Source organism: Saccharopolyspora phatthalungensis, from assembly GCF_014203395.1.
Classification (GTDB): Bacteria; Actinomycetota; Actinomycetes; order Mycobacteriales; family Pseudonocardiaceae; genus Saccharopolyspora; species Saccharopolyspora phatthalungensis.
Genome location: NZ_JACHIW010000001.1, coordinates 4797148 through 4818943, shown reverse-complemented (window position 1 = coordinate 4818943; position 21796 = coordinate 4797148). Strand labels below are relative to the sequence as shown.

27 protein-coding genes are annotated in these 21796 nt (G+C 67.8%); 13 read left to right on the top strand and 14 right to left on the bottom strand.

The genetic code is table 11. The features are described 5' to 3' along the window. The first annotated feature begins 45 nt into the window (after positions 1-45). The 7 genes from BJ970_RS22220 (at position 46) to BJ970_RS22190 (ending at position 5229) form a co-directional block, all read left to right on the top strand. Positions 46-1197 carry a Dyp-type peroxidase gene (locus BJ970_RS22220; RefSeq protein WP_184728019.1) on the top strand — a complete coding sequence of 384 codons (1152 nt, stop codon included), beginning with the start codon at positions 46-48 and terminating at the stop codon, positions 1195-1197. Positions 1198-1303: 106 nt separating this feature from the next. Then, positions 1304-1828, top strand: a complete 525-nt coding sequence (locus tag BJ970_RS22215; RefSeq protein ID WP_184728018.1) for a DUF2020 domain-containing protein — start codon at positions 1304-1306, stop codon at positions 1826-1828. Between the two features lie 176 nt (positions 1829-2004). Beyond that, positions 2005-2835 (top strand): class E sortase, encoded by an 831-nt coding sequence (locus BJ970_RS22210; protein WP_184728017.1) that lies wholly within the window; start codon positions 2005-2007, stop codon positions 2833-2835. Then, positions 2836-2994 (top strand): hypothetical protein, encoded by a 159-nt coding sequence (locus BJ970_RS22205; protein ID WP_010694616.1) that lies wholly within the window; start codon positions 2836-2838, stop codon positions 2992-2994. A 308-nt stretch (positions 2995-3302) separates the two neighbouring features. After that, entirely contained in the window at positions 3303-4676 is a 1374-nt protein-coding gene (locus BJ970_RS22200; RefSeq protein ID WP_184728016.1) for a tyrosine-type recombinase/integrase, read from the top strand. After that, on the top strand, positions 4643-5044 hold the full coding sequence (locus BJ970_RS22195; RefSeq protein WP_184728015.1) for a hypothetical protein: 402 nt from the start codon (positions 4643-4645) through the stop codon (positions 5042-5044). The genes BJ970_RS22200 and BJ970_RS22195 overlap by 34 nt, the downstream gene beginning before the upstream one ends. Continuing rightward, complete coding sequence (locus BJ970_RS22190; RefSeq protein WP_184728014.1) at positions 5041-5229, top strand: hypothetical protein; 189 nt, start codon at positions 5041-5043, stop codon at positions 5227-5229. Before BJ970_RS22195 ends, BJ970_RS22190 begins: the two co-directional genes overlap by 4 nt. 166 nt (positions 5230-5395) lie before the next feature. Here BJ970_RS22190 and BJ970_RS22185 read toward each other — a convergent pair whose 3' ends face one another. Then, entirely contained in the window at positions 5396-5707 is a 312-nt protein-coding gene (locus BJ970_RS22185; RefSeq protein WP_184728013.1) for a hypothetical protein, read from the bottom strand. Positions 5708-5882: 175 nt separating this feature from the next. Between BJ970_RS22185 and BJ970_RS22180 the strand changes: the two genes are divergently transcribed. Beyond that, entirely contained in the window at positions 5883-6113 is a 231-nt protein-coding gene (locus BJ970_RS22180; protein WP_184728012.1) for a hypothetical protein, read from the top strand. 104 nt (positions 6114-6217) lie between these two features. Here the strand turns inward: BJ970_RS22180 and BJ970_RS22175 are convergent, their stop codons facing one another. Genes BJ970_RS22175 through BJ970_RS22165 form a run of 4 tightly spaced genes read right to left on the bottom strand, consistent with a single transcriptional unit; the run spans position 6218 to position 8148 of the window. Further along, the gene (locus tag BJ970_RS22175) at positions 6218-7369 is read right to left on the bottom strand and encodes a methyltransferase domain-containing protein (RefSeq protein WP_184728011.1); all 1152 of its coding nucleotides are present in this window, start codon (positions 7367-7369) and stop codon (positions 6218-6220) included. Between the two features lie 5 nt (positions 7370-7374). Continuing rightward, entirely contained in the window at positions 7375-7506 is a 132-nt protein-coding gene (locus tag BJ970_RS38955; protein ID WP_281399468.1) for a hypothetical protein, read from the bottom strand. Positions 7507-7535: 29 nt separating this feature from the next. Next, positions 7536-7973 carry a hypothetical protein gene (locus tag BJ970_RS22170; RefSeq protein ID WP_184728010.1) on the bottom strand — a complete coding sequence of 146 codons (438 nt, stop codon included), beginning with the start codon at positions 7971-7973 and terminating at the stop codon, positions 7536-7538. After that, complete coding sequence (locus tag BJ970_RS22165) at positions 7954-8148, bottom strand: hypothetical protein (RefSeq protein WP_184728009.1); 195 nt, start codon at positions 8146-8148, stop codon at positions 7954-7956. Before BJ970_RS22165 ends, BJ970_RS22170 begins: the two co-directional genes overlap by 20 nt. 162 nt (positions 8149-8310) lie before the next feature. Between BJ970_RS22165 and BJ970_RS22160 the strand changes: the two genes are divergently transcribed. Beyond that, positions 8311-9429 (top strand): helix-turn-helix domain-containing protein, encoded by a 1119-nt coding sequence (locus tag BJ970_RS22160; protein WP_184728008.1) that lies wholly within the window; start codon positions 8311-8313, stop codon positions 9427-9429. 268 nt (positions 9430-9697) lie between these two features. After that, positions 9698-10120: an AraC-like ligand-binding domain-containing protein gene (locus BJ970_RS22155; protein WP_184728007.1), complete on the top strand. Its 423-nt coding sequence runs from the start codon at positions 9698-9700 to the stop codon at positions 10118-10120. 215 nt (positions 10121-10335) lie between these two features. On the opposite strand, the gene BJ970_RS22150 is transcribed toward BJ970_RS22155, so the two are convergent. Next, positions 10336-11103, bottom strand: coding sequence for an IclR family transcriptional regulator (locus BJ970_RS22150; protein WP_312864355.1), 768 nt, complete (start codon positions 11101-11103; stop codon positions 10336-10338). A gap of 431 nt (positions 11104-11534) precedes the next feature. Between BJ970_RS22150 and BJ970_RS22145 the strand changes: the two genes are divergently transcribed. The 3 genes from BJ970_RS22145 to BJ970_RS22135 all read left to right on the top strand — a co-directional run bounded on the left by BJ970_RS22145 (position 11535) and on the right by BJ970_RS22135 (position 14179). Next, on the top strand, positions 11535-12350 hold the full coding sequence (locus BJ970_RS22145; protein WP_184728005.1) for a GntR family transcriptional regulator: 816 nt from the start codon (positions 11535-11537) through the stop codon (positions 12348-12350). 130 nt (positions 12351-12480) lie between these two features. Then, complete coding sequence (locus tag BJ970_RS22140) at positions 12481-13905, top strand: aldehyde dehydrogenase (RefSeq protein ID WP_184728004.1); 1425 nt, start codon at positions 12481-12483, stop codon at positions 13903-13905. Positions 13906-13975: 70 nt separating this feature from the next. Continuing rightward, positions 13976-14179 carry a 2-hydroxymuconate tautomerase family protein gene (locus BJ970_RS22135; RefSeq protein WP_184728003.1) on the top strand — a complete coding sequence of 68 codons (204 nt, stop codon included), beginning with the start codon at positions 13976-13978 and terminating at the stop codon, positions 14177-14179. Positions 14180-14190: 11 nt separating this feature from the next. Here the strand turns inward: BJ970_RS22135 and BJ970_RS22130 are convergent, their stop codons facing one another. From BJ970_RS22130 to BJ970_RS22095, 8 genes are all read right to left on the bottom strand, one after another. Continuing rightward, positions 14191-14400 (bottom strand): hypothetical protein, encoded by a 210-nt coding sequence (locus BJ970_RS22130; RefSeq protein ID WP_184728002.1) that lies wholly within the window; start codon positions 14398-14400, stop codon positions 14191-14193. 153 nt (positions 14401-14553) lie between these two features. Then, entirely contained in the window at positions 14554-15453 is a 900-nt protein-coding gene (locus BJ970_RS22125) for a VOC family protein (protein WP_184728001.1), read from the bottom strand. 159 nt (positions 15454-15612) lie between these two features. Further along, positions 15613-16599, bottom strand: coding sequence for a fumarylacetoacetate hydrolase family protein (locus BJ970_RS22120; protein WP_184728000.1), 987 nt, complete (start codon positions 16597-16599; stop codon positions 15613-15615). Next, the gene (locus tag BJ970_RS22115) at positions 16596-17288 is read right to left on the bottom strand and encodes a class II aldolase/adducin family protein (protein ID WP_184727999.1); all 693 of its coding nucleotides are present in this window, start codon (positions 17286-17288) and stop codon (positions 16596-16598) included. Before BJ970_RS22115 ends, BJ970_RS22120 begins: the two co-directional genes overlap by 4 nt. A 61-nt stretch (positions 17289-17349) precedes the next feature. Beyond that, positions 17350-18258 (bottom strand): VOC family protein, encoded by a 909-nt coding sequence (locus tag BJ970_RS22110; RefSeq protein ID WP_184727998.1) that lies wholly within the window; start codon positions 18256-18258, stop codon positions 17350-17352. A gap of 17 nt (positions 18259-18275) precedes the next feature. Then, positions 18276-19427: an oxidoreductase gene (locus BJ970_RS22105; protein ID WP_184727997.1), complete on the bottom strand. Its 1152-nt coding sequence runs from the start codon at positions 19425-19427 to the stop codon at positions 18276-18278. Between the two features lie 482 nt (positions 19428-19909). Beyond that, on the bottom strand, positions 19910-20842 hold the full coding sequence (locus BJ970_RS22100; RefSeq protein WP_184727996.1) for a DODA-type extradiol aromatic ring-opening family dioxygenase: 933 nt from the start codon (positions 20840-20842) through the stop codon (positions 19910-19912). After that, on the bottom strand, positions 20842-21780 hold the full coding sequence (locus tag BJ970_RS22095) for an alpha/beta fold hydrolase (protein ID WP_312864354.1): 939 nt from the start codon (positions 21778-21780) through the stop codon (positions 20842-20844). Before BJ970_RS22095 ends, BJ970_RS22100 begins: the two co-directional genes overlap by 1 nt. Positions 21781-21796 lie beyond the last annotated feature (16 nt).

Genomic DNA, 21796 nt, shown 5'->3' with positions numbered 1-21796 from the left:
CCCCGGATTCGCCTGTGGGAGGGCGGATATGGCACTCTCCATACCGTGAGCCGAGCCGATTATCGCCCGTCACGCCGCGCGTTCCTCGGTGTCACCGGTACCGCGATGGCCGCCGGCCTCACCGCCGGGTGCGAGTCGGGTTCCCCTCAGTCGGGCCAACTTGATGCCCCCGCGTCAACCACGCCGGTGTCACCGACGGGCCGGTATCAAGCGGGCATCACGCTCCCCCGATCGGCCCAGCCCAATCTGCTGGCCGTGGTGGCCGATCTCGGCGATGCCGTGGCTGTCGGCCCATTATTGGCCGACCTCGGCCAGGCCATCCTCACGCTCACCGCGGGGACCGATGCACGACTGCTGGGCCTACCGCCGGGCGATCTCACCGTAACGATCGGAGTGGGCCCCCGACTGGTACGCATGGTCGATCCTTCCCTACCCGGCGCCGTGGATCTCCCACAGTTCTCCCGGGAGCGGATCGCCCCGCAGGCACGCGGCGGTGACCTGCTGATACAGATCTGCGCCAGCGACGCCTTGGCAGTATCGGTCGTCGCTGCCGCGCTTTTGGACCAGGCTGGCGACCGGATACGCGAACGCTGGCGGCAGTCCGGGCGCCGCGGTTCGAACATTCCCGTAGATCAGGGCCTTACCGCGCCACGAAACCTGTTCGGTTTCATCGACGGCATCGTGGGCCCGCATACCACCGTCCAGGAACAACGAGACCTGTGGCTGGCCGGGCCGGCTCCGGTCGCCGGCGGCACCATTGCCGTACTACGACGCATGGAACTCGATCTGCCGCGGTTCGCCACGCTGCCCGTTGCCGGCCAGGAGGCAGTCTTCGGTCGGCGCCGAGCCACCGGCGTGCCTCTCTCCGGTGGCACCATCACATCGGACCCGGACCTCGGCGCCAAAACGCCGGACGGACGGTACCTCATCCCGGCGGACGCCCACGTCCGCAGGGCGCACTCCAACGTCGTTGGCGTCGGCCTCATGCTCCGTCGTTCCTACAGCACCGACGAACCCGTCCCCGGCCTGCTTTTCATGAGCTTCCAAAACGACATACGAACTTTCACCAACACCCTGACCCATATGGATAATTCCGACGCACTGCTGCAATTCACCACCACTACCGCCAGTGCGACCTTCCTGATACTCCCCGGTTTCGACCAACAACACCCGCTTGGCGCCACGCTGTTTCACTGAACAGTTCGACCACAGTAGACAGTGGTGCACGTTCGGCACGGTACGAGTCCCAGCCTGCTAGAGGGGTCACACCCGACAACTCGTCTTTTTTCGGGAGAATGCGGCCATGCGACGAACCGTACTTGCCCTCGGGATCACCGCCGCCCTCACAACGGCCTGCTCGCAGACTAACCAGTCCGCGCCCACCAGCACTACACCGACCACCACGACGACACCGGTCCAGCTCCCGCCCGATCCGCAACCCACCGGTGCCGGGCCGTGCCCCTACCTGACCAACACCTTCGTTGCCGACGCGAACGGACAGCGCGTGTCGAAAGTCCAGACCTCGGCGGACAAGCCACACCCGGCGTGCTTCTTCTATGCGCTCACCGGGAAGCTCCAACTCACAGTTCGGGTGTATTCCGGCGACCCGGCAGTGGCGAAGGCACTCGTTGACAACGCGGCGCCGGTAGACACGAGCAACCCCGCGACCGACCCGGCAGGCTGGCAGGGCGGCTACCAGTCGACGGAAGCCGGCGCGGTGTATGCCGTGGTCAAAGGCGGTGCGGCGGTCATCGTGACGACCAACCAGAAGCTGACCGTGAAGGCGAGAAGCGTTGCCAGGCAAGCGATTTCCGCTCTCGGACTCTAGGTATGGGGTTCGATCCGTTCTACGCCGACTTCAAGGGTCAGGGTGGCGGTGACTTCGGTACCTAAAAGAACGTCTCGGATGCGACGGCCCGGCAGCGCGCACCTTGGTCGGCGACTCCGCGCGCAGCCACCTGCACCTGACACGCTAACGTAAACGAGTTCTGGAAAGGAGCACGCGTGGCGATCCTGGAAGCACCGAAGTTTTCGGGGGGACTCGGCGCGAAGATCGTGCGAACCTTCGGCGAGCTGCTGATCACCGCTGGGCTGGTCGTCCTGCTGTTTGTCGTCTACGAGCTGTACGTGACCGACCTCTTCTCGGCGAAGAAACAGGCCAGCGCGACGATGACGCTCAACGGGGACTGGGCACGGGGCCGGCAGCCGCATCCCGAACTGATCGACGGCAAAGCGTTCGCCAAGCTGTACATCCCGAGCTTCGGCGCCGACTACCACTTCACCATCCAGGAAGGCGCCGAAGCGGCGGCACTGGAGGTCGGGCCGGGGCACTACAAGGGCACCGCGCTGCCCGGCGAGCCAGGCAACTTCGCGGTCGCCGGGCACCGGGTCGGCAAGGGTGCGCCCTTCAACGACCTGGACCTGCTGAGCTCTTGCGACGCGATCGTAGTGGAGACGCAGACGGACTTCTTCGTCTACCGCGTACTGCCGCCCTCCGACGAGATCGCGAACTGGTCGACCGGGAAGGGCGCGCAACCGCAGTGCTCGCATGTCGGCACGCTGCGGACGAAGGCGGCCGACGGCGGCCCATACGGCGAGACCTATGGCCGCGAGATCGTCAGCCCGAACGAGGGCGATGTCGTGGCGCCGGTGCCGCACAAACCGCTCGACATCCTGCCGCCCGCACAGCAGGTCGCACTGCTCACGCTGACCACGTGCCACCCGCAGTTCTCCGACCGGCAACGGCTGATCGTGCACGCGGTGCTGACCAACCAGTTCCCGAAGACGGCCGACGCCACGTATGTCCAGTTGTTGCAGGCGATCGGGGAGGCATAGATGTACGGCTGGATCTGGCGTCACCTCCCCGGGCCGCTGGGCGCGAAGCTGGTGCTCGCGCTGCTGCTGGCCCTGGGAGTGATCGCGCTGCTGCTGTTCGTGGTCTTCCCCTGGCTGGAACCGATGCTCCCGTTCAACCAGGTCTCGGTCCCGAACTAGGAGCGTTCGGCCTGTTGCCACGGGACATCGGACCACTTTTGGTCCGGCGCCGGCCGCACGGGCCCGCCAGGCCGTAGCGGGCAAGGTTATTGGTCATAAGGGGACCTTATTGGCCCTAGGCGCGGCGGACCGGGAGCGATCGGCCGAACCCGCTGGTCAGCGGCTTGTGAGTGGATCACGGGCCGTGGGCACGCGTGGGCGTGGGAACAGACTGTTCCCATGGGTTTGATCGTTTCCGGGTCGCCGGTCTAGCCTCCGGTCTTGCAGGGATCGCCGCGCGTGCGCGAGCGAGAGGGGCACGATCCCCGATGAGCACCAAGCGCAAGGCGCCCCGGCGCGGTCCCGGTTACAGCGTCGAACAACTTCCTTCCGGCCGGTACCGGGCGACCGTGTGGAACGCGGTGGCGAAGCGCAAGCAGCCCGTTGCGGCGGCGGACGGTTCCAAGACGTTCGACTCCTATGAGGCCGCCGACGCCGCCGCGCGGGCCGCTAAGACGCGGACAGACAGCACCTACACCGACGCGGGTGTGCCGGTCGCGCGTCAGCGGCAGCGGCTGGCCTTCGCCGAGTACGCCGCCGCGTGGCTGGCCGGTCCGGGTAGGTACACCGCGCGCGGGGAGTTGGCGACGCTGGGCACGATGAACACCCGCACCGGCATCGTGAACGCTTTGATCAAGCAGTTTGGCCCCCGCCTGGTGGACGAGATCACCAAGACCGAATACCAGGCCGCCGACGCCGGGTGGGCGGACGCGGGCTACGCGCGCAAGACCCGCGAGGCCCGGTTGACCACGTTCCGCGCGATCCTGAAGCAAGCCCAGGACGACCACCTGCGCTACGACGACCCCACCAAAGGCGTCACGGTGTACGCCGAGCGGGAACGCGAACCGCGTCTGCTCACCGAGCAGGAGTTGTTGCTGCTGCTGTGCTTCCTGCCGGTGTGGTTCTGGCCCGCCGCGCTGCTGGCCCACGACTGCGGGCTGCGCGCGGCCGAGGTGTGCGGGCTGCGGTGGTTCCGGCTGACGCTCGATGGGGACGACCCGTCCGTGTTGGTCAAGGACGTGATGGAACCGGACCGCACACTGCGCGGCTACCCGAAGGGCAAGAAGACCGCCAGGGTGGCGCTCACGCCGCGTGTCGTGGCCGCCCTGCGGGTGCTGCGCGCATCGCGCCCTGACGACAGGGACGACGATTTCGTGTTCCGCAACTCCCGCAACCTGCCGCTGCGGCCGAAGGAGCCGAACCGGTTGCTCGCCACGGCGTTCGGCCGCTCCGGGCTGACTGGGCAGCGTCCCGTGTTCCACGATCTGCGGCACTCCTGCGGGGACAACCTGGCCCGGCACAACGCCTCGGCCGTGGTGATTATGAACGTGCTCCGGCACGGCAACCTGAAAACCTCGCAGGGCTACATCGGCGCGGTGTCCACCCGGGAGCAACGGGAGTGGATGCTGCGGGTCCAAAGTGGAGCCGCACTCGCGCCGGTCGTGCCGTGGTGGTCGCCGACCGGCGCGCGGACCGCCGTCCGATCGTCTACGACCTCGCCCTACGGGAGGACAGTCACGACCGGTCGCCCATGTCTGCCCGTGGCGATACGGGCGGACATCCACGTCCCGAACGGGCGGACATCCATGACCGGCACGGGCGGACACCAGTGTCCGCCAAAAGGTCCTCTAAAAAGACCCTGAAAGGTCCTCCTCCGCGCGCGAGTGGAATCGCTCGCCTCGCTGCCGATGCCGATGCGACCGAGGACGAGATCACGCAACTGATCGAGAAGACGCGGGCCGAAGGACGGGACATCCGCTCGCCGCTGCCGTGGCTGCGGACGTGCCACGAAAACGGTGACCTGCAAGCGATGCTCGTCACCCTCCGCGCTGAGCGCGGCGCAGCCGAACTCCAGGAATGGGGCAACTGGCGCGAACAACAGCCGAAGTGCCCACACGGTGAGGCCGGAGGGAGAGAACTTCACCCACAGAGCGGCGAGCCCATCTGTGCGATCTGCCGCCACGACGCCAGATCCATCCACATTGGACATAAAGAAGAGGTGAAAGCATGACTACACAACGAAAACCGCTCAGCGCCGAGGCCGAACGCACCGCCCGTCTGGACGCGCTGGCCGTGTTCCGCGCTGCTGTCCACCAGGACCCGGCCGGGCTGGTCGCGATCGTGAAACAGCCGGACTGGGCCGTACTCGACACCCGCCGCGTGGTCTCGGTGACCGTGCCCGCCGAGACCAGCTGACGATTCGCGAATCGCGAAACGTGGCGACCGGCCGCCGCTCGGATTCCGTCCGCGCATCGGACGGAGCCGCCGCGCGTGCTCTCTGGACCAGGGGGTTACCCCTCCCTCCCCGCGGCCGGTCGGATCGTCGGTCAGGCAAGAAGGTGCGCCGACAGGTAACCGCAGGTCACCACGCGGAGAAACCACGATGATCACCCACTGTAGTCGCTGCGGACAGCCGCTCGGCGAGCCTGCCGGGACCGGTCGCCCGGCTGCGTATTGCACGGTCGGGTGCCGCCGCGCAGTCGAGTACGAGATCCGGCGCACCGCCACCGCCGCCGAGCACGCCGAGGCCGAACACACCCGGTGGCGGCAGGCCGCCGCTGGGCTCGGCCCGCTGGCCGCCGCCCCGCCGGGGCAGCCCGAGGCCGAGGCCGCCTGGTGGGCCGCCGAAGTCTCCCGGCTGGACGCAAGCTGCGGGACCTGCTGGACGATCCACCTGCTAGCCCGGATGTTGAATCGGTTTCAACACAGCCTCCCGAGGACGTGTAACGGGCCGCTCCGGTCGTTCGATTTTCTGTGGACTACCCCGCAGTTATCGAGAAAGACCGGGTAAGCCCATGTCCGAAGGGCTTCACTGTTCCCCCGCCACCGGCCCGAGCTGCGGCCGGAATGTGGAATTCACCATAAGCACACGCACCGCCGTCCTCGACGGCGAAGCCGTGGCCTACCTCGGGATTCTGATCACCCGCACCCTGCACGGCCGCCCGGTCGCCGAGGAGTGGCTACCGGTGGGCGAAGACCCGACCGAGGCCGACGACGAACACGCGATACAGCGACTTCATGCGGCTTTGTGCTGGCAGCACGGCGCCGACAGCAACGAGATGCGCCCCGGTGCCGCCTGAGCGGAACCGGGGCGCGCACGGCCGTGGACGACGAGCAGGGGTGTTTAGTAGACGCCCCCTCGGGTGGGCAGGAAAATGATCGTCGTCAACGAGCCTGGCCGTTCTCAGTGACCGGAATCGTGCGGCAGGATGACGCTCTGCCGTTCCGGGGTGATGGTCCATTCCCACGTCGACAACGGTGGTTCGCCGCGAGATTTCCACCAGCGGTAGGCCGTCTCGGCGGCATCCCACAAGCGGCGCGGCCCGGCTTGCCGCACCCGGAACCGTTCGCCCTCGGGGGTCACGCTCGCCCACGACCCGGACAGCGAATCGGCCAGCCACGCCACGCCGGGCCGGTCCTCGTTGGCCTTCCACACGTCGTAGCGGCAGCCCGGCAGGGCTACCGCGATCGGCCACCGATGATCATCGGCCAGCAGCGGCACCCACGGCGCGAGATCGGTCCACGTCTTTTCGGCCGAGTCGTCATCCCATTGCAGGGACCCGAAATCGACCGTGGGGACCCGGTGTGAGCGCATGTCCATGAAACCGACTTGCAGCCAGGGCACCGCGTGCCCGGTCGCGGTGCCGTCCTCGCCGACCACGAACCGCACCAGTGGCCCACTGGCCATGTCCGCGCGCATCGGCGCGACGATCACCCCACCCGGGCGGACTCTTTTCACCCACGAATACGGCAACTGTCCTATGTGGACACCAGCGGTTGCGATGATCCTGTCGAAATAGTGCTCAGTGGACAGCTCCGCCGCGTCGCCCTCGATGGTGCCCACCCGCGAATAACCGGCCTCGCGGAGATTCCTCCGTGCCTGCGCGGTCACCTCGGGGTCGATCTCCACGGTAGTCACATGACCCGAGCGGCCAACGATTTCGGCCAACAGCGCGGCATTCCACCCGGTTCCGGTACCGATCTCCAGTACCGACTGGCCCGGCTCCGGCTCCAGCGCCCGCAGCATCCCGGCCACCACCGAGGGCATCGACGCCGAACTTGTCGGCCGATGCCCGATCTGCGGCCACGCGGTCGCCCCGTCATCGAACTGGGTCACCAGCGCGCGATTTGAGTACACAGTGGACAACCAGAGATCCGGGTCCGTGGTGCGGTCTACGGCCGTGTCGATGTCCCCATCGCTGTCCTGATACCAGAAACGATCCGGCACGAACCATTCCCGCGCGGCAGCACGGAAAGCAGGACCGAACTCGGCGGGTAGCACACCCGCCGAGTCCAGCTCCACGACAAGGTCTCGCACCCTATCCAGGGCGGCCATTTCGGTCACTCGTCGCCGCTTCCCTGTCCGTACTCCTTCGGATCGATGTCATCGGCGGTCTTGCCGGTCTGGCCGTCCCGATTCACATCGTGCTTGCCGCCGTCGGTCGTACCGCCGTCGTTCTTGTCCTTGCCCACTGCCGTGACCTCCACTCGATCGGTTCACTCTAGAAACCCGCGTCACTCGCGCGGAACTGTGCTCGCTCACCTGGGCCAACGGCCCCGGCCAGCGCAGTCGGCCGGATACTGACCGGCCGCCGTATCTGTATCGGCACGCCGCAGGCGGGAACCGGCCGCAGTACCCCCATTGGGGCGTCCGGATGCCCCGGAGGGGCGATCGTGAGCACCGCCCGCAACGTCCAGGCCGTTGAGGCGTGGTAGTGCCACGACACCAGTTCCGGGGCGAACACATCGGTGCCCGGGAAGGTCGGCAACCGGTAAGCCGTCGCGTCGTCCTCATCGCGCAGGATCACCACGTCCGCGCAGGTGTCCCACTGGAACACGTGCGCGACCGCCTCCGGCGCGTCCTTCGGGCCGAACACGTACAACACCCACCCCCGGCGGCGAAGCTCGTTCAGCAACTCGTCAACCTCGGAACACCGCACGTCCCGCCGCCTCCCGCCAGTCACCGGTATCGGTGTCGGTCTCGCCAGTCTGCTGGGCGGCCCGCCGCTGTATCCGCCGCCGTGACCGCTCGTTCACCGCGAACGCCAGCCCGCTCATCACCGCCGAACCGACGACACAGCACGCCATTAGCGCCAAGACGGCGATGAACGACATTCGGCACTCCTTCCCGCATGGTCAGGCCGTTCCCGGCCGGGTCGGGGTGACTTCGGGGAAAGTCGATCACCGACCGGGGCGGCCCTGCCCTGTAGCCTCGTCATCACAGTGGGGTGATGGGAATGGGTTTGGCGTCTACCGGCGTCTACAGGTGGTGCGGCAGTGTCTGACCTTGGCGCGAACCTGCGGGCGACCCGCGAGGCCGCCGGAGTCAGCCTGTCCGCGATGGCAGCCCGCACCCACTACAGCAAGCCCCTGCTCGGCCTGCTGGAGACCGGGAAACGGGCCATCAAGCCCGAGCACGTCACCGCGTACGCCCGCGCGCTCAACGTCTCCCTGGACACCCTGTACGGCCTGCCGGACGACCCGCTCCGGGTCGCTCACGAGTGGCTGGTGGCCGACACCCCGGCCGAGATCCACTCGGCCGCCGGGCGGCGAGTCGGGGCGACGCTGGCGACCAAGCTGGAAGACCGCGTGATCGAACTCCGCCACCTTGACGATGTGATCGGCGGCCGGGACCTCTTTCCGTTGGTGCGTAAGGAACTCGCCAGCGCTCAGCACGTCGTCAACGAAGCGAGCTACACCGAACCGACCGGCCGCCGACTGCTGACCGTGGTGGGCGAACTCGCCCAGCTCGCCGGATGGGTCGCCAGCGACGCCGGTCACTACACCGAAGCTCAGCGCGTCTACCTCTCCGGCGTCTCCGCCGCCCGCGACGCGGGCGAGCCCGCGCTAGCCGGGCAACTGCTGTCCAGCCTGAGCTACCAGATTGCCAACGTCGGCAACCCGGCCGACGCGGCACTACTCGCCCGCTCGGCCGTCAAAGGGACCGAAGGCCGAACCACCCCGGTTGTCCGTGCGCTGCTACTGGAGCGGGTGGCCTGGGCCAGCGCACGCGCCCGGGACCGCGACGGCACCCAGCGGGCGCTGGACGCGGTGGACGACTCCTACGAACAGCGATCCGCCGGAGTGGATGAACCGGAGTGGGTCTACTGGCTCGACCGCAAGGAAATCGACATCATGGCCGGGCGCTGCCTGATCGAACTGGGCGACCCGCTCACCGCCGAGCCACTGCTGTCCGGTGCCATCACGGCATACACCCCCGAGCACGCCCGAGAGGTGGCGCTCTACCAGACGTGGCTGGCTGAGTCCTACGCCCGAGCCGGAGTATTCGACGCCGCGAGGACCACGATCAACCGCGCCCGTAAGGCCGCGCGAGGAGTGAACTCGACCCGGCTAGACCTCCGAATCGGCGCCGTAGAACAACTCCTACCCGCCTGACCGGTCACCACACACGGCGACCTGACTCAGCAGACAAGAGGCCGGGCACAACACCTCCCCGCGTGGGAACTACATGGGAACAAGCCCAATTACCGCTGGCAATGTGTGACTGAACGTGGCTAACGCTGGCACACGTTGACGCGATAAAGGCCCTGGTGAGAGGACATCTCACCACAAAACACCAGGTCAGCACGCGCAGTCGGCTCATAAAGGGTGCTTCTTCCTCATCTTCCGACGCGGATCGGCGACGCGGCCCCAGGGTGAAAACGTGATCGAGACTGCTTTTAACACGCAGGATCTGCCACCCGGCGAACGTTTTGCTTACTGGAACGCCATGACGGACCGGTCGTTGTGCCCTACCCTGATCAGCAGCGACCACGCCAACGACTTTCGGGCGACACTGCGGAATCTGGACTTCGGTGCGGTACAGGTCTCGATACCGGGGATGCCATCCCTTCGCTCGGCGCGAACACCGAAACTCATCCGGAAATCCGATCCCGAGCTCTACAACGTCGCTCTTGATCCCCGCGGAACGATGAAAGTCTCCCATGTTGGCCGGGATCTGGTGCTCAGGCCGAGGGATCTGGTGGTCTACAGCAGTTCCCATCCGTTCGACGCCCGGGTCACTGCCGGAGAGCAGGGCTTCGCCCAGCTCGTAGAGCATCTCGGGAATCGGCCACGAAGTCGTTGATGATGCGCGCCATCTCATTGACTATGCGTGCCCATCGCCCGTCTCCGAGCGGCGGGCGACACGGCGACCAGCCGAGTGACGGACATTGGATCCGTGGTGCGGTCATCGGGCGAGGTATCGGTGGAAAGACGGAGTCCTGCTCATCGCGGATAGCGATCAAGGTTGTGCTTGCTCAGCAAGGTCGTGCGGGCAAGTGCGGTCCGTGTGTGATCCCCTCACTGGCCGGCGAAGGTGCGGGACAGCGCCAACGCGACAGTCCGGACCGCAGGTGCGACGCGCTCCGTGCGCATCCGGGTCGCCCAGCCGGAGATGGAGACCGCCGCGATCGCGGTTCCGCCCGCGTCCACGAGCGGGCTCGCCACGCACACCACCCCCACCCCCGACTCCTCGCGCTCGAACGCGATCCCGCTCTCCCGGTAGCGCGCTAGCTGCCGCCGCAGCAACCCCGGCGCGGTGATCGTCCGGCTGCTCACCCGCGGCAGTCCCGCCTCAATCACCCGCGCCACCACCGTCTCCGGCGACCGCGACAGGATCGCCTTCCCCACTCCCGTGGCGTGCGCGGGGAACCGGCCGCCCGCGCGTGACGGGAGATTCGGCGCATCCGGCCCCCGCAGCACGTCGAGGTACACCACCTCCGTGCCCTCCAGCACCGCCAGGTGCACGGTGTTCCGTGTCGCCTCGCGCAGGTCCGCCAAGTACGGCCGCGCCGCCTCCACCAGACGCTCCCGCCGCACCACGAGCTGGCCGATCTCGAACAGCCACAGCCCGAGCCGCACCGAGGTGCCATCGCGCTCCAGCAGGCCGGTGTCCGCGAGGTGGCCTGCCAGCCGGTGCACGGTCGTCTTCGCCATGCCGGTGCGGCGGGCCAGCTCGGACACGCCCAGTGCGTCATCGCCCTGCCGGAAGGCGCCGAGCAGGGTCGCGATGCGGGCCGCCACCAGCCCGTCGGCCGGGGCGCCGTCGTTGCGTTGAGTGGTACGCACCGGTTGAGTGTGCCCCATCCCGCCAGGACCGTTCGGGACACTCGGGCACTATCCTGCTGATATGCGATCCGCTGTCCTGGCGGCGGCAAGAACCATTCCGCGATTCGAGCACCTGATGTCATCGTTTTCACGGGCCCGACAGGGCGCAGGCAGCGCTTCACACCGGACAGACCGCCGCGGCTACTTCGTCCCGTCGCTGGCCGCAAAGGCGTTCCGGCAATTGTGCTGTGACACCAGCGCACACAACCGCGAGGCCGCCGCATGCCGCCAACCGCATCACATCTTCGGCTCAGCTAGCGACCGGCCACGCACCGTTGGGCGGGCCGTGGCCGCCGCCGACGACGCGACCATCTCCTACTCTTCTCCGGTGCGTGTGATGTTCACGCTGGAGGGCGGCGCGGCCGCCGGAGGACGCGGCCCAGGAGGAACAGATGTCGGAGGATAAGGAGACGGGTGCCGCGAGCCCGCCTCGGCGAGGACGTAAGCCCGCGCCGGCGCCGGAGGTGATTGCTCCGCTCGCTATCGAGAACCGGCGCGAGTCGTCGCTGCGGGTGCATGGTTACCTGCGGGATCTGATCTTGTCCGGCGCGTTGCGGCCGGGCACGATACTGGCCCAGAAATCAGTGGCCGAGGCCCTGGGCACCAGCCGCACCCCGGTTCGCGAAGCGATGCGGATGCTGACCGAAGAGGGCCTGCTCGATGGCCAGCTCAATCACCAATCCAGGGTGCGCGGCTTCGACGCCAGCGATCTCGACGGGGTGTTCGCATCCCGAATCATGCTGGAGGTCTTGGCAATCCGCGTCACGGCCCGCCACCTTGACCGCGCGGACGCCGATAGCATGGACGATGCGGTTCGGCGGATGAGTGCCGCGCGCGACCGTCCTCAGTGGCACATCGCGCACCGTGACTTCCATAACCAGGTCGTGCGCTCGGCCGCGCCGCCGGTCCGGGAGTCGCTGCGCAACCTCGGTGATCGCTGTGACCAGTACGTGGAGTTGCTGCGCTCGACTAGCGACCGCGTAGCTCTGGATGACGCCCGCAGCCGTGAGCACCAGCAGTTGGCGGCCTGTGTGCGGGAAGGCCGTTACACCGACCTGGAGGTGGGGACCGCTCTCCATCGCGCGCGGACGGCCACCATGCTTCTGGCCGAAGTGGCGCCCGAGTTCGAACCCATCTCCGTTCGTGCGGCGCTTAACGTCGTCGCGGCCGATGCCGCAGCCCCGCTCCCCGCGCTCTGGAGCAGGTGACCGGGCCCGTACGACGGGTTGCACCCGTCTTTCCGCCCCGGTTCCTTGCTCTGTTCCGTGCCGCGCCGGATCTTGACAGCCACACGCCGTCGATGAAAAAGTGTATGCAGTAAAATCGGGAGGCTGAGCAATGACCATCCGGTTCGGGCATGTGATCGACGGCGAAGAACGCGATTCCACCAACGCGAGCCAGTTCGAGTCGGTGGACCCGTGGACCCAGCAAATCTGGGCCGAGGTCGCCCTCGGCGGAGCCGACGAGGCCGCGCAGGCCGTTGCGGCGGCCCGGCGGGCTTTCGACTCGGGCCCCTGGCCCCGCATGGGCCGCGACGAGCGCGGCGCCCTGCTGCACCGTCTGGCGGATCTCATCGAGGAAAACGCCGACGAGCTGGCCCTCGCCGACTCCCGCGACATGGGCAAGCCGATTGCCGACGCCCTGGGCAAGGACGTGCCGCGCTCGGCACAGAACTTCCGGTTCTTCGCCGACCACGCACGCCTGTCGCCGTCCGAGGCCTACCCGATGGACTCCGGGCACCACGCCTACACACGGTTCGAGCCGGCCGGAGTCGTGGCCGCGATCGCGCCGTGGAATTTCCCGCTCATGCTGGAGACCTGGAAGATCGCCCCGGCGCTGGCCTGGGGCAACACCGTGGTACTCAAGCCCGCCGAGGACACCCCCGCCAGCGCGACTCTCCTGGCTCGCCTAGCCCTGCAGGCGGGGCTGCCGGCAGGGGTGCTCAATGTCGTGCACGGCTACGGCCCCGACTCCGCAGGCCAGGCGTTGACCCTCGACTCCCGGGTGGATCGGATCACGTTCACCGGGGAATCCGGCACCGGGCGGGCGATCACCGCCGCCGCGTCCGCCAACCTGACCCCCGTCAGCCTCGAGCTCGGCGGAAAGGGCGCAAACCTGGTGTTCGCCGACGCCGACCTCGACGCGGCGGTGCACTGGTCGATTCAGGCGATCTTCACCAACGCCGGCCAGGTGTGCTTGGCAGGATCACGACTGTACGTCGAACGAGCCGTGCTGGAGGAGTTCACCACGCGGTTCGTACGGGCGGCTGAAAGCCTGCCGCTCGGCGCCCCCAGCGACCCCGCAACCCGCATCGGGCCGCTGGCATCCGAGAAGCACTGGCGCAAGGTCACCGGCTACCTCGACGTGGCGGAGGGCCGCATGCTGACCGGAGGCCGCGGGAAAGGCTGGGCGGTCCGCCCGACCGTGCTGGCCGACGTGCCAGACAACGCGCCCGTCCAGCGCGAGGAAGTGTTCGGCCCGGTCGTGACCATCACGCCGTTCGACACCGAAGACGAAGCAGTCCGGCTCGCCAACGGCACCCGATACGGACTGAACGCGATGCTGTTCACCGAAAACCTGCGCCGAGCTCACCGGGTGTCCGCCGCGTTGCGGGCCGGCACCGTCTGGACCAACTGCTTCTTCGTGCGTGACCTGCGCGCGCCGTTCGGCGGAGTCGGCGACTCCGGATGGGGCCGCGAGGGCGGCAACTTCAGCCGCGAGTTCTTCACCGAGCCTAAGGCTTGCGTGATGGATGCCCGATGATCAGCCCGCCTGTGTCGGCACACGACGCGGCGAGCATGTCCCGGGCTGAACTTCAGATGGGAGTGTGGCCGTGCCGTTGATCCAAGTGAGCATTGTCAAGGGGCGCAGCGACGAACAACTGCGTGCGCTCGGCGCTGCGCTCACCGCCGCTACGGTCGACGCGATCGGCGCGAGACCGGAGTCGATCCGGGTCGTGGTGCAGGAATGCGAGGCTGAACACTGGTTTGTCGCAGGCGAATCGCTGGCCGAGCGCCGAGCTTCCGGGCACAGCTAGCACCCGAACCTTCAGACCTCGCACCGCCCTATCGTCGGCCGGCCCGAATACAGCAGCCCCGAATACAGCAGCACCGAATACAGCAGCACCGAATACAGCAGCATTGCAGGCAAGAATGCCGGCGTGCGGGCCGGCTGGCAGAAATCCCTTCGACTCGTCAGGGTCAGCACGACAATGCCGTGCTGACCCTGACGACGAACCTCCCGTGCAAGCCCGGCCACGTCGGTGCGTTCGGCCTACGACCCGGCCCAAAAGGCGCGACGTCCACTGTGGTCGGCTGGGGCGCCACATCAGCCCACAGTGGACGGGCAAGGTGTTCTGCGCGGGTCGATGCCGCCGCCCAGCGGGCGGACGACAATCGGGTGCCGCGGGGGTCAGTGCTCAAGCAAGCTGGGATTCAGCGGCCCCCACTGATTCACCGTAGCGACGTCGACCTCCCACGTACGCGGTCCCATGGGGTGCTGCTCGTGCCAAGGGCGTGGCTCCCAGTAGGGCTTGGTTTCGTCCAGAACGAGATCGAGCTGGGTGAACAGCTCGACGACGTTGCCATCGGGATCCTTGTGGTAGGTGAACAGGTTGTGCCCTGGGCCGTGGCGCCCGGGCCCCCACTCCAGGCGGAATTTGTTCTGTGCGAGGTGGTCGACCATCGACACGAGGTGAGCCGGGTCGCGCATCTCGTAGGCGACGTGGTGCATGCCCTCGAACTTGCTGCTGGCCATGAAGTTCGCCGCGTGGTGGTCGGAGTTGCAGCGCAGAAAGACGAAGAAATCGCCGACGGTGTCCGACCAACGGAAACCCAGCAAGTCCTGATAGAAGTCCTGCATCCGGTCAAGCGACGGCGTGAACGCCGCGACGTGACCGAGCTTCGTCGGGCGCAATGGCGTGGGAGTGGCGCCCTCGACGAGGTCTTGTCCACTGATCAGATGCAGCGGCGTGCCGGTGCCGGGCTCTTCCAGGACGAGCACATCGGGCGTACCGGGCCCGATGTCGCTGCGGCGTTCGGTGAGATAGCCGGCCTGCTTGAGATGCCGTTCGGCATCGTCGAGTGCCCCGGCGATCTCGTAACCCACGGTGGTGCGGGCACGCGCCGCTCCGCGGGTGAGAACGACGCAGTGGTGGTCGGTGCCGGTGGTGAGGAACGCGCCGTTGCCGTCGGAGTCGACGAGCCGGAAGTCCAGCACCTGCGTGTAGTAGTGGATCATGCGGTCAAGGTCGGGAGTCTCGACACCGAGATAGGCGAGCTTGGTTACCGAGACCGGGGTGTCACGTGTCATGGGAGTCTCTTTACTGGTGAGAGCCGAGTGTGAGCCGGCTGGGTGTGCGGTGGCGGACGCGTCGAACAGGGGCACAAGGTCGGAGTAGAAGCGCAGGTGCGTCACCGTCGGTGATTCAGTCCTCCATGTCGTCCCTCTTCGTTGACGGGGTGGCGGCCGTCAGGCGTGCAATGCAGGGTGCGCGACCCGTACCGGGTTGCGCAGTGTCCCCAGGTCTGTGATCTCCACTCGCAGGTCATCGCCATCAACGAGCGCCGCGCCGTGAGCGACGCCGACGCCGGCCGGTGTCCCGGTCGCGAGCACGTCCCCGGCTTCGAGGCACATGATCTCGCTCGCCGCAGCGATCAGCCGGGCAACCGGGAACAGCATGTCGGCGGTGTACCCGTCCTGTTCGAGTTTGCCGTTGCGCCACAATCGGATGTGCAGGTTCTGGGGGTCGGGTACCAGCCAGGCCGGAGTGATCCCGGGGCCCAGCGGGGAGAAAGTGTCACGGCCTTTGCTCGCCAGCCAGTCGAACGTGAACGGCGGCGCGAGAGGATTCGCCCTGCGGTGCAGGCCCCGTGCCGACACATCGTTCATGATCGTGTAGCCGGCGACGTGCGCGAGCGCGTCGGCTTCGGGGATGTCTCGGCCCGGTGTGCCGATGACGACCGCGAGCTCGGCCTCCCAGTCGACACGGGCCTGCTCCTCGGGCGGGATGCGGACCTGCTCGTCCGGGCCGGTGATGGAGGTGGACGGAAGCAGGAAGAAATACGGCTCGATTCCGCCGGGGACTTCCGCGATGCCCATTTCCGTCAGGTGTCCGCGGTAGTTGGCGCCCGCACACACGAGTTTGCCCGGCGCGCGCAACGGGGCTCGCAGGGTCCCGGTGGTGGTCTGGCCGCCAGCCGGGTCGAAAGAACGCAGCAGCGGTGCGAACTCCGGCCACCGCGCGATCACCTCTGTGACGTCCGCGCCGTCGAGGCCCGGGATCTCGACGAGGCTGTCCCCGCAGAGTGCGACCGCGCGCGGCGCCCCGCCATCGGCGTGATCGACGCTGGCCAAGCTCCACGTCGACCCGCGCCACGTGTGCGCGGCGCCAGCATCATCGGGAGCGTGCCCGGACTGGCCGGGGCCGGAAGTCGGTCCGGCTGCGGTCGTTCTCATGTGGTCCTCCTCGAGGATGTGTCTGTGCGCAGGTGGTGCCACAACCGCCGCAGCAGCGGTGGCGCGGCGTCGCGCCACGCGGCGATATCGTCGTCGTCCAAGACCATCGGATCCGCCCCGCGGGTGGCGAGATGAATCCGGCAGGCGGTCTCCAGCAGCCACATCCGGGTGACCGCTTCCCCGGGCGAGGTGCCGGTGGTGACCGCGCCGTTGCCGCGAAGCACCAGGGCGTCGTTGTCGCCGAGACTGCGGGCGGCGGCATCGCCCAGCCGGGCGTCGCGGATCAGCCGCGGCGACTGGTGCACCGGGATCCGGTGGCCCAGCCAGGCTGCCTGGCCGTGCAACAACGGCAGCTCCGTTGCGGTGGCCCCGGCGCCCAGCGCCGACTCGGGCTGGGCACGCACAACCGCGGTGACATCGGGACGTGCCCGATATATCGCGCAGTGCAAGTGCGCCTCTCCCGGTACGTTCGCGGGCAGGGCGGCGCCGTCGACGCCTGGGACGATCTGCACCGTCACCAGTTGGGTGGGAGTCACGGTCGCCAGGTCCGCGGTCGGGGTGATCATCAGCTCGTTCTCGGCCCGGACCGACACATGCCCGAAGGCGGAGACCAGGCCGAGCCGGGCCAGGACCTGTGCCGCCTCCACCACTTCCGCCGCGCCGGGCACCGATGATGCGCCCGCGGTCATGCCGTCTTCGCGAGCGTGTGCCGTGCGATGACCTCGCGGTACGACATTGCGAGGAAGATCATCAGGTCGCCTTTCGAAGGGGCAGCTCGCTCGTGGTCACAAGCTGCGGTTGGGAAGTGGGGCGGCTCGTCGGTCCGAGCCACATGTCGATTGATCCGCGTTCTGCGGGGTCGAAGACGCGGGGCCGCCAGGTCGCGTCGTCCTCGATGCGGCGTACGCCGTAGGAATACTCGTAGGTGAAGCCCTCCGGGCCTTGGAAGTAAAGGAAGACGGCACCGGACTGCGGGTGGCGCCCCGGACCCATTTCGATCTCGACGCCCTGCTCCACGAGGAAATGCCAGCTGCGGAAGATGTCGTCGATCGCGGCGACCTGAAAGTTCATGTGGCACAGTCCGGGCCCGTCGGCGGCGAACACGGCGAGCTTGTGGTGCACCGGGTTGATCCGCATCAGGCAGGCGTCGTCGCCGATCCAGTCCGATACGCGTGCGTTGAAGGTGGATGACCAGAATCGGTAGGCCTCGCGAACGTCGGGGGCGTCCACGCACAGATGCCCGAATTCGGTGATCCCGGCCGCACGCGAGTAATTGACGGGCGTAGCGAGAGAGTGCTGACCGGCCACAAGCTCGATCCGGTTGCCGAACGGATCGTCGAAGCCGATTCCGGCACGGACCCGGCGTGAGCGGCAGCCGTACGGGTCGATCCGCGCCGCGCGGATTCCGCGGGTTTCGAGCGCGGTTTCGGCCGCGGCGAGAGCTTCTTCGTCGGCGACGGTGAACCCGGATGCGATCACCCCGGACTCACCTTCCACCAACGCCAGGCGATGGTGCGCGGAGTCGGCCCGCAGGTGCGCCACCCCGGGCTCGCCACCGTCGACGAGCTCCAGCCCGACGATGCTGGTGGCGAATTCGGTCGCCGTGGCCAGATCAGCTACGCCCGACCGGACATAAGCGATATCGGTCAGCTCGATCATGTGCTCTCCCTAACGTTTCAGTCGTCCAGCCCGAAGTAGCCGCGTTCGGCCGCTGGTGCCGGCCAGGCCGCGCACACGGCTCCGGTCAGCTGGGTGCGGGCACAGATCGGCGGGGAGCAGGCGCAGTGCCGCACCGGTTGCCCGGCTGCGACCTTGCGTGGCCAGTCGGGGTCGGCGAACAGCGCCCGGGCCAGTCCGACGGCGGCGACGTTGTCGTGTTCAAGGACCTCCTCGGCGTCGCTGGGATCACCCAGACCGCCGTTGGCGATGACCGGGATGCTCACAGCGGCGGCGAGCGCGCTGCTGGCGGAGCCGCCATAGCCGCGCCGGGCGAACAGTCCCTGGTTGGCTGGCAGCCGGAGTGTCTCGAACGTGGCCGGAATCGCGAAAAGGAACTGCACGCCTTCGTCCTCGAGGAGCGGTGCCAGCCGCACCGCGTCGTCGATGCTCCAGCCTCCATCGACGAGTTCGTCGCTGATGAGGTGCATGCCCACCAGGAAATCCGGTCGCGTGCGGCGGCGAACCTCGCGGACGACCTCAAGGGCGAACCGTGCACGGTTGTCGAACGATCCGCCCCACCGGTCCGTGCGCCGGTTGGTCAATGGCGAGAGAAAACCCGAGATCAAGAAGCCCTGGGCCCCGTGGATGTCGACCCCATCGAATCCCGCCCGCTGGCACAGTTCGGCTGCGCGGCCGAACTCGGCGATACTGCGCCGGATCTCCTCGTCGGTGATCTCGGCCGGAGTCTCGATGCGGCCGGGGGTCAGCTCGAACGGGACCGCCGACGGCGCGAGCCGACGTGCCTGGTCGTAGACATCCCAGGGGCCGGCGTAACGACCGGCGTGGACGATCTGCACGATCGCCAGAGCTCCGTGCGCGGTGATGGCCGAGGCGAGCCGGGCCAGCCCCGGCAGGTGTTCTTCGCCGGCGACGAGCGTCTGCCGGGGCATCTGCCGGCCTGCCGTGCTGATCGCGAAGTTCTCGGTGACGACAATCCCGGCGCCCCCGCGTGCCCGTCGCGCGTAGTGCTCGACCTCAGCATCGCTGACCTGGCCCGCCTCGTCGCCGTAGCACACCGACATCGGGGCGAACACCACCCTGTTGCGGGCCTCCCGGGAGCCGATCCGCAGGCTGGAGAACAGCTTGCCGGTGGTGGTGGGCGCGGTCATCGCGCGTCTCCCGCGACCAGGTCGAAACGAGATCGGGAGCTATCGACCATCGAGACTCCTCTCGGGTCGGTGGCGGCAACGCCGCACCGCCCTGTTTGTGTACACATTTACGAAGTGCCGCTCCACCTGAACCGTTGGACGCGTGACGCGGTCAGCGCCGCCCCAGGCCGCCATCGACGAAACCGTGTCTGTCCGGTCAAGAAGGCCGCGTCAATGGAGGCGAGGAACGAGACCGCGCCGACGAGATCCTCGGGCATCCCAGCCGCTTGACGGTCTGCCGCGAGAGATCGCGCCGAAGAAAAGTGTGCACACTATTTTAAGGCGCGTCAAGGCGCCGATGACCGGTCCGGGCGGCTGGTACTGGACTTCTGACTTCGGAGCCCCACTTCAAGGGCGCCGAGCCGACGGTGCCGACGACCAGAACCGGCTCGCCCGGCCGAAAACCGCGAAGAATACGGCCGAACGCGCGCGGCCTGTGGTGCTCACGGCACCGGGAAAGTGGTCCCGATTCCCATGCCGGTGATCCATTCGGGCACGGGCTCGTAGCTGTGCCACACAAGCGGAAGTCCGGCGGCCACCTGGCCGGTGAGCCAACACCGCACCTCGTGCCCACCGGTACCTGCGGCCTCCTCCAGGCCCTCGTGCCCCAGCGCGGCGATCGCACCGGCGTCCCCACCTGCCAGACGGTCGAGGAACCACCGATCCCAGTCGGCGTCGACCCGCGCGGAAGGATTTCCGCCCATAGCCCGGACCCGAGGCTCACGCGCCGCAGCGAAGGCCTGGACGTCGGATCGGCCGTGGATGAGTGCCGAGCGCCGTTCACCGGTCACGCTGGGGTCGCGGGGATCGTTGGAGGGAAGCCAATGCGACAGGCCGCCGCTGGCCGCCACCAGCACGCATCCCGCGAAGTCGGCCGACCGCAGCGCGGCCCCCAACGCCTGTCCCAGCTCCACACAGCGCTGCAGCGACGGCAGTGGTGGCGCGGCCGTGTTCACCACCAGCGGGATCATCGGGATGCTCCCGCCGGTGGCCATCTCGTAGGTCTGGACGATGCCGTGGTCGACGGTGAGCGAATACGACAGCGACAGGTCAAACCCTGCGGCGGTGACCCCATCGTGAACGGCCCAGGCCAGGTCGGTTTGCAGCGCGAACGGTCCCGCCGCGCTGCCGAAGTCGCCGAAGCCAATCGCGGTCTCGACGCCGAGTACGAACGGAGGCATGACGTCATAAAAGTTCCCGTGGAAGTGATCGGGCCCGATCACGACGACCGCGTCGGGTGCGAGGTCGTCCACGGCCCGGCGCACCCGCGCCGCGTCGGCGAGGAACTGCGCTCCTGGCCCGTGAAGGTGCTGTGGTGGCAGCAGGGACGCGAACGGACTGTGCGACATGCCAACGAAGCCAGCGATCTCTGCCATCAGATCGGGTCCTGTCCGGTGAGCAGCCACCTGCGGTGGACATTCAGGAACTCGCCGACCTTCTCCCATTGCGGCCAGTGGCCGGCGTCCTGGATCACGTGCAGGCGGGCGTCGGGCAGCCAATCCAGCAGCAGCTGTGCCTCGTCCAACCCGCCGGTCGGGTCGTGGCTCGTCCACAGCAACAGCGTCGGAGCGTCCACCTTGGACACCCACGAGGGGTCCCATGCGTAGTCCTTGCGGATCTGCGGATCCTGAAGCACCAGCGTGTTGGTGATCGCGCGGAGGAAACCGGGCTGGGAATAGACCCGGCGACGCAGGTTGACCAGCTCGTCGGTGACCATGTCCTTGTGATGAAAGAGGAACTCGACGCGCCTACGGACCGTGGCATCACTGGGATCGCGGACTGCGGCCATGGTGCTGTCGCGCATCCGTGTCATCACCCCGGGCTTGTTGGCGATGTTGCCCGGCGTGTTGAGCACCAGTCGCAGCACACGCTCCGGGTAGTGCGCGGCGGCCCATGCGACGACCCAGCCACCGAGCGACTCGCCGGACAGGTGCGCCTGTCCGATGCCGAGCGCGTCCATCAGGCCGATGAGGTGGTCGACCAGCACGTCGATGGTGTAGGGCCGGTCCGGTAGCGCCGACCAGCCGTGGCCCACCATGTCGTAGGCGGTCACGTGAAAATCTTGGGCCAGTCCCGCGATGTCGCGCGCATAAGCCTCCAGGTGGCCCCCGGTCCCGTGCAGCAGGATCAACTCGGGTCCGGTACCGGCCTGCAACACCCGGGTACGGACCTCTCCCTCTTTTGTCTGCACCCGAACGTACTGCAGCGTGTGCGCGACATCGCCGAGTTCGCCCCAGATGCTGATGTGCTCGGGCACCGGCGGTCCCGCCGAGCTGTTCTGACCGGCCGAGGCAGCACTGTCTACTGTGGTCACGATTGCCTCCGTTTCT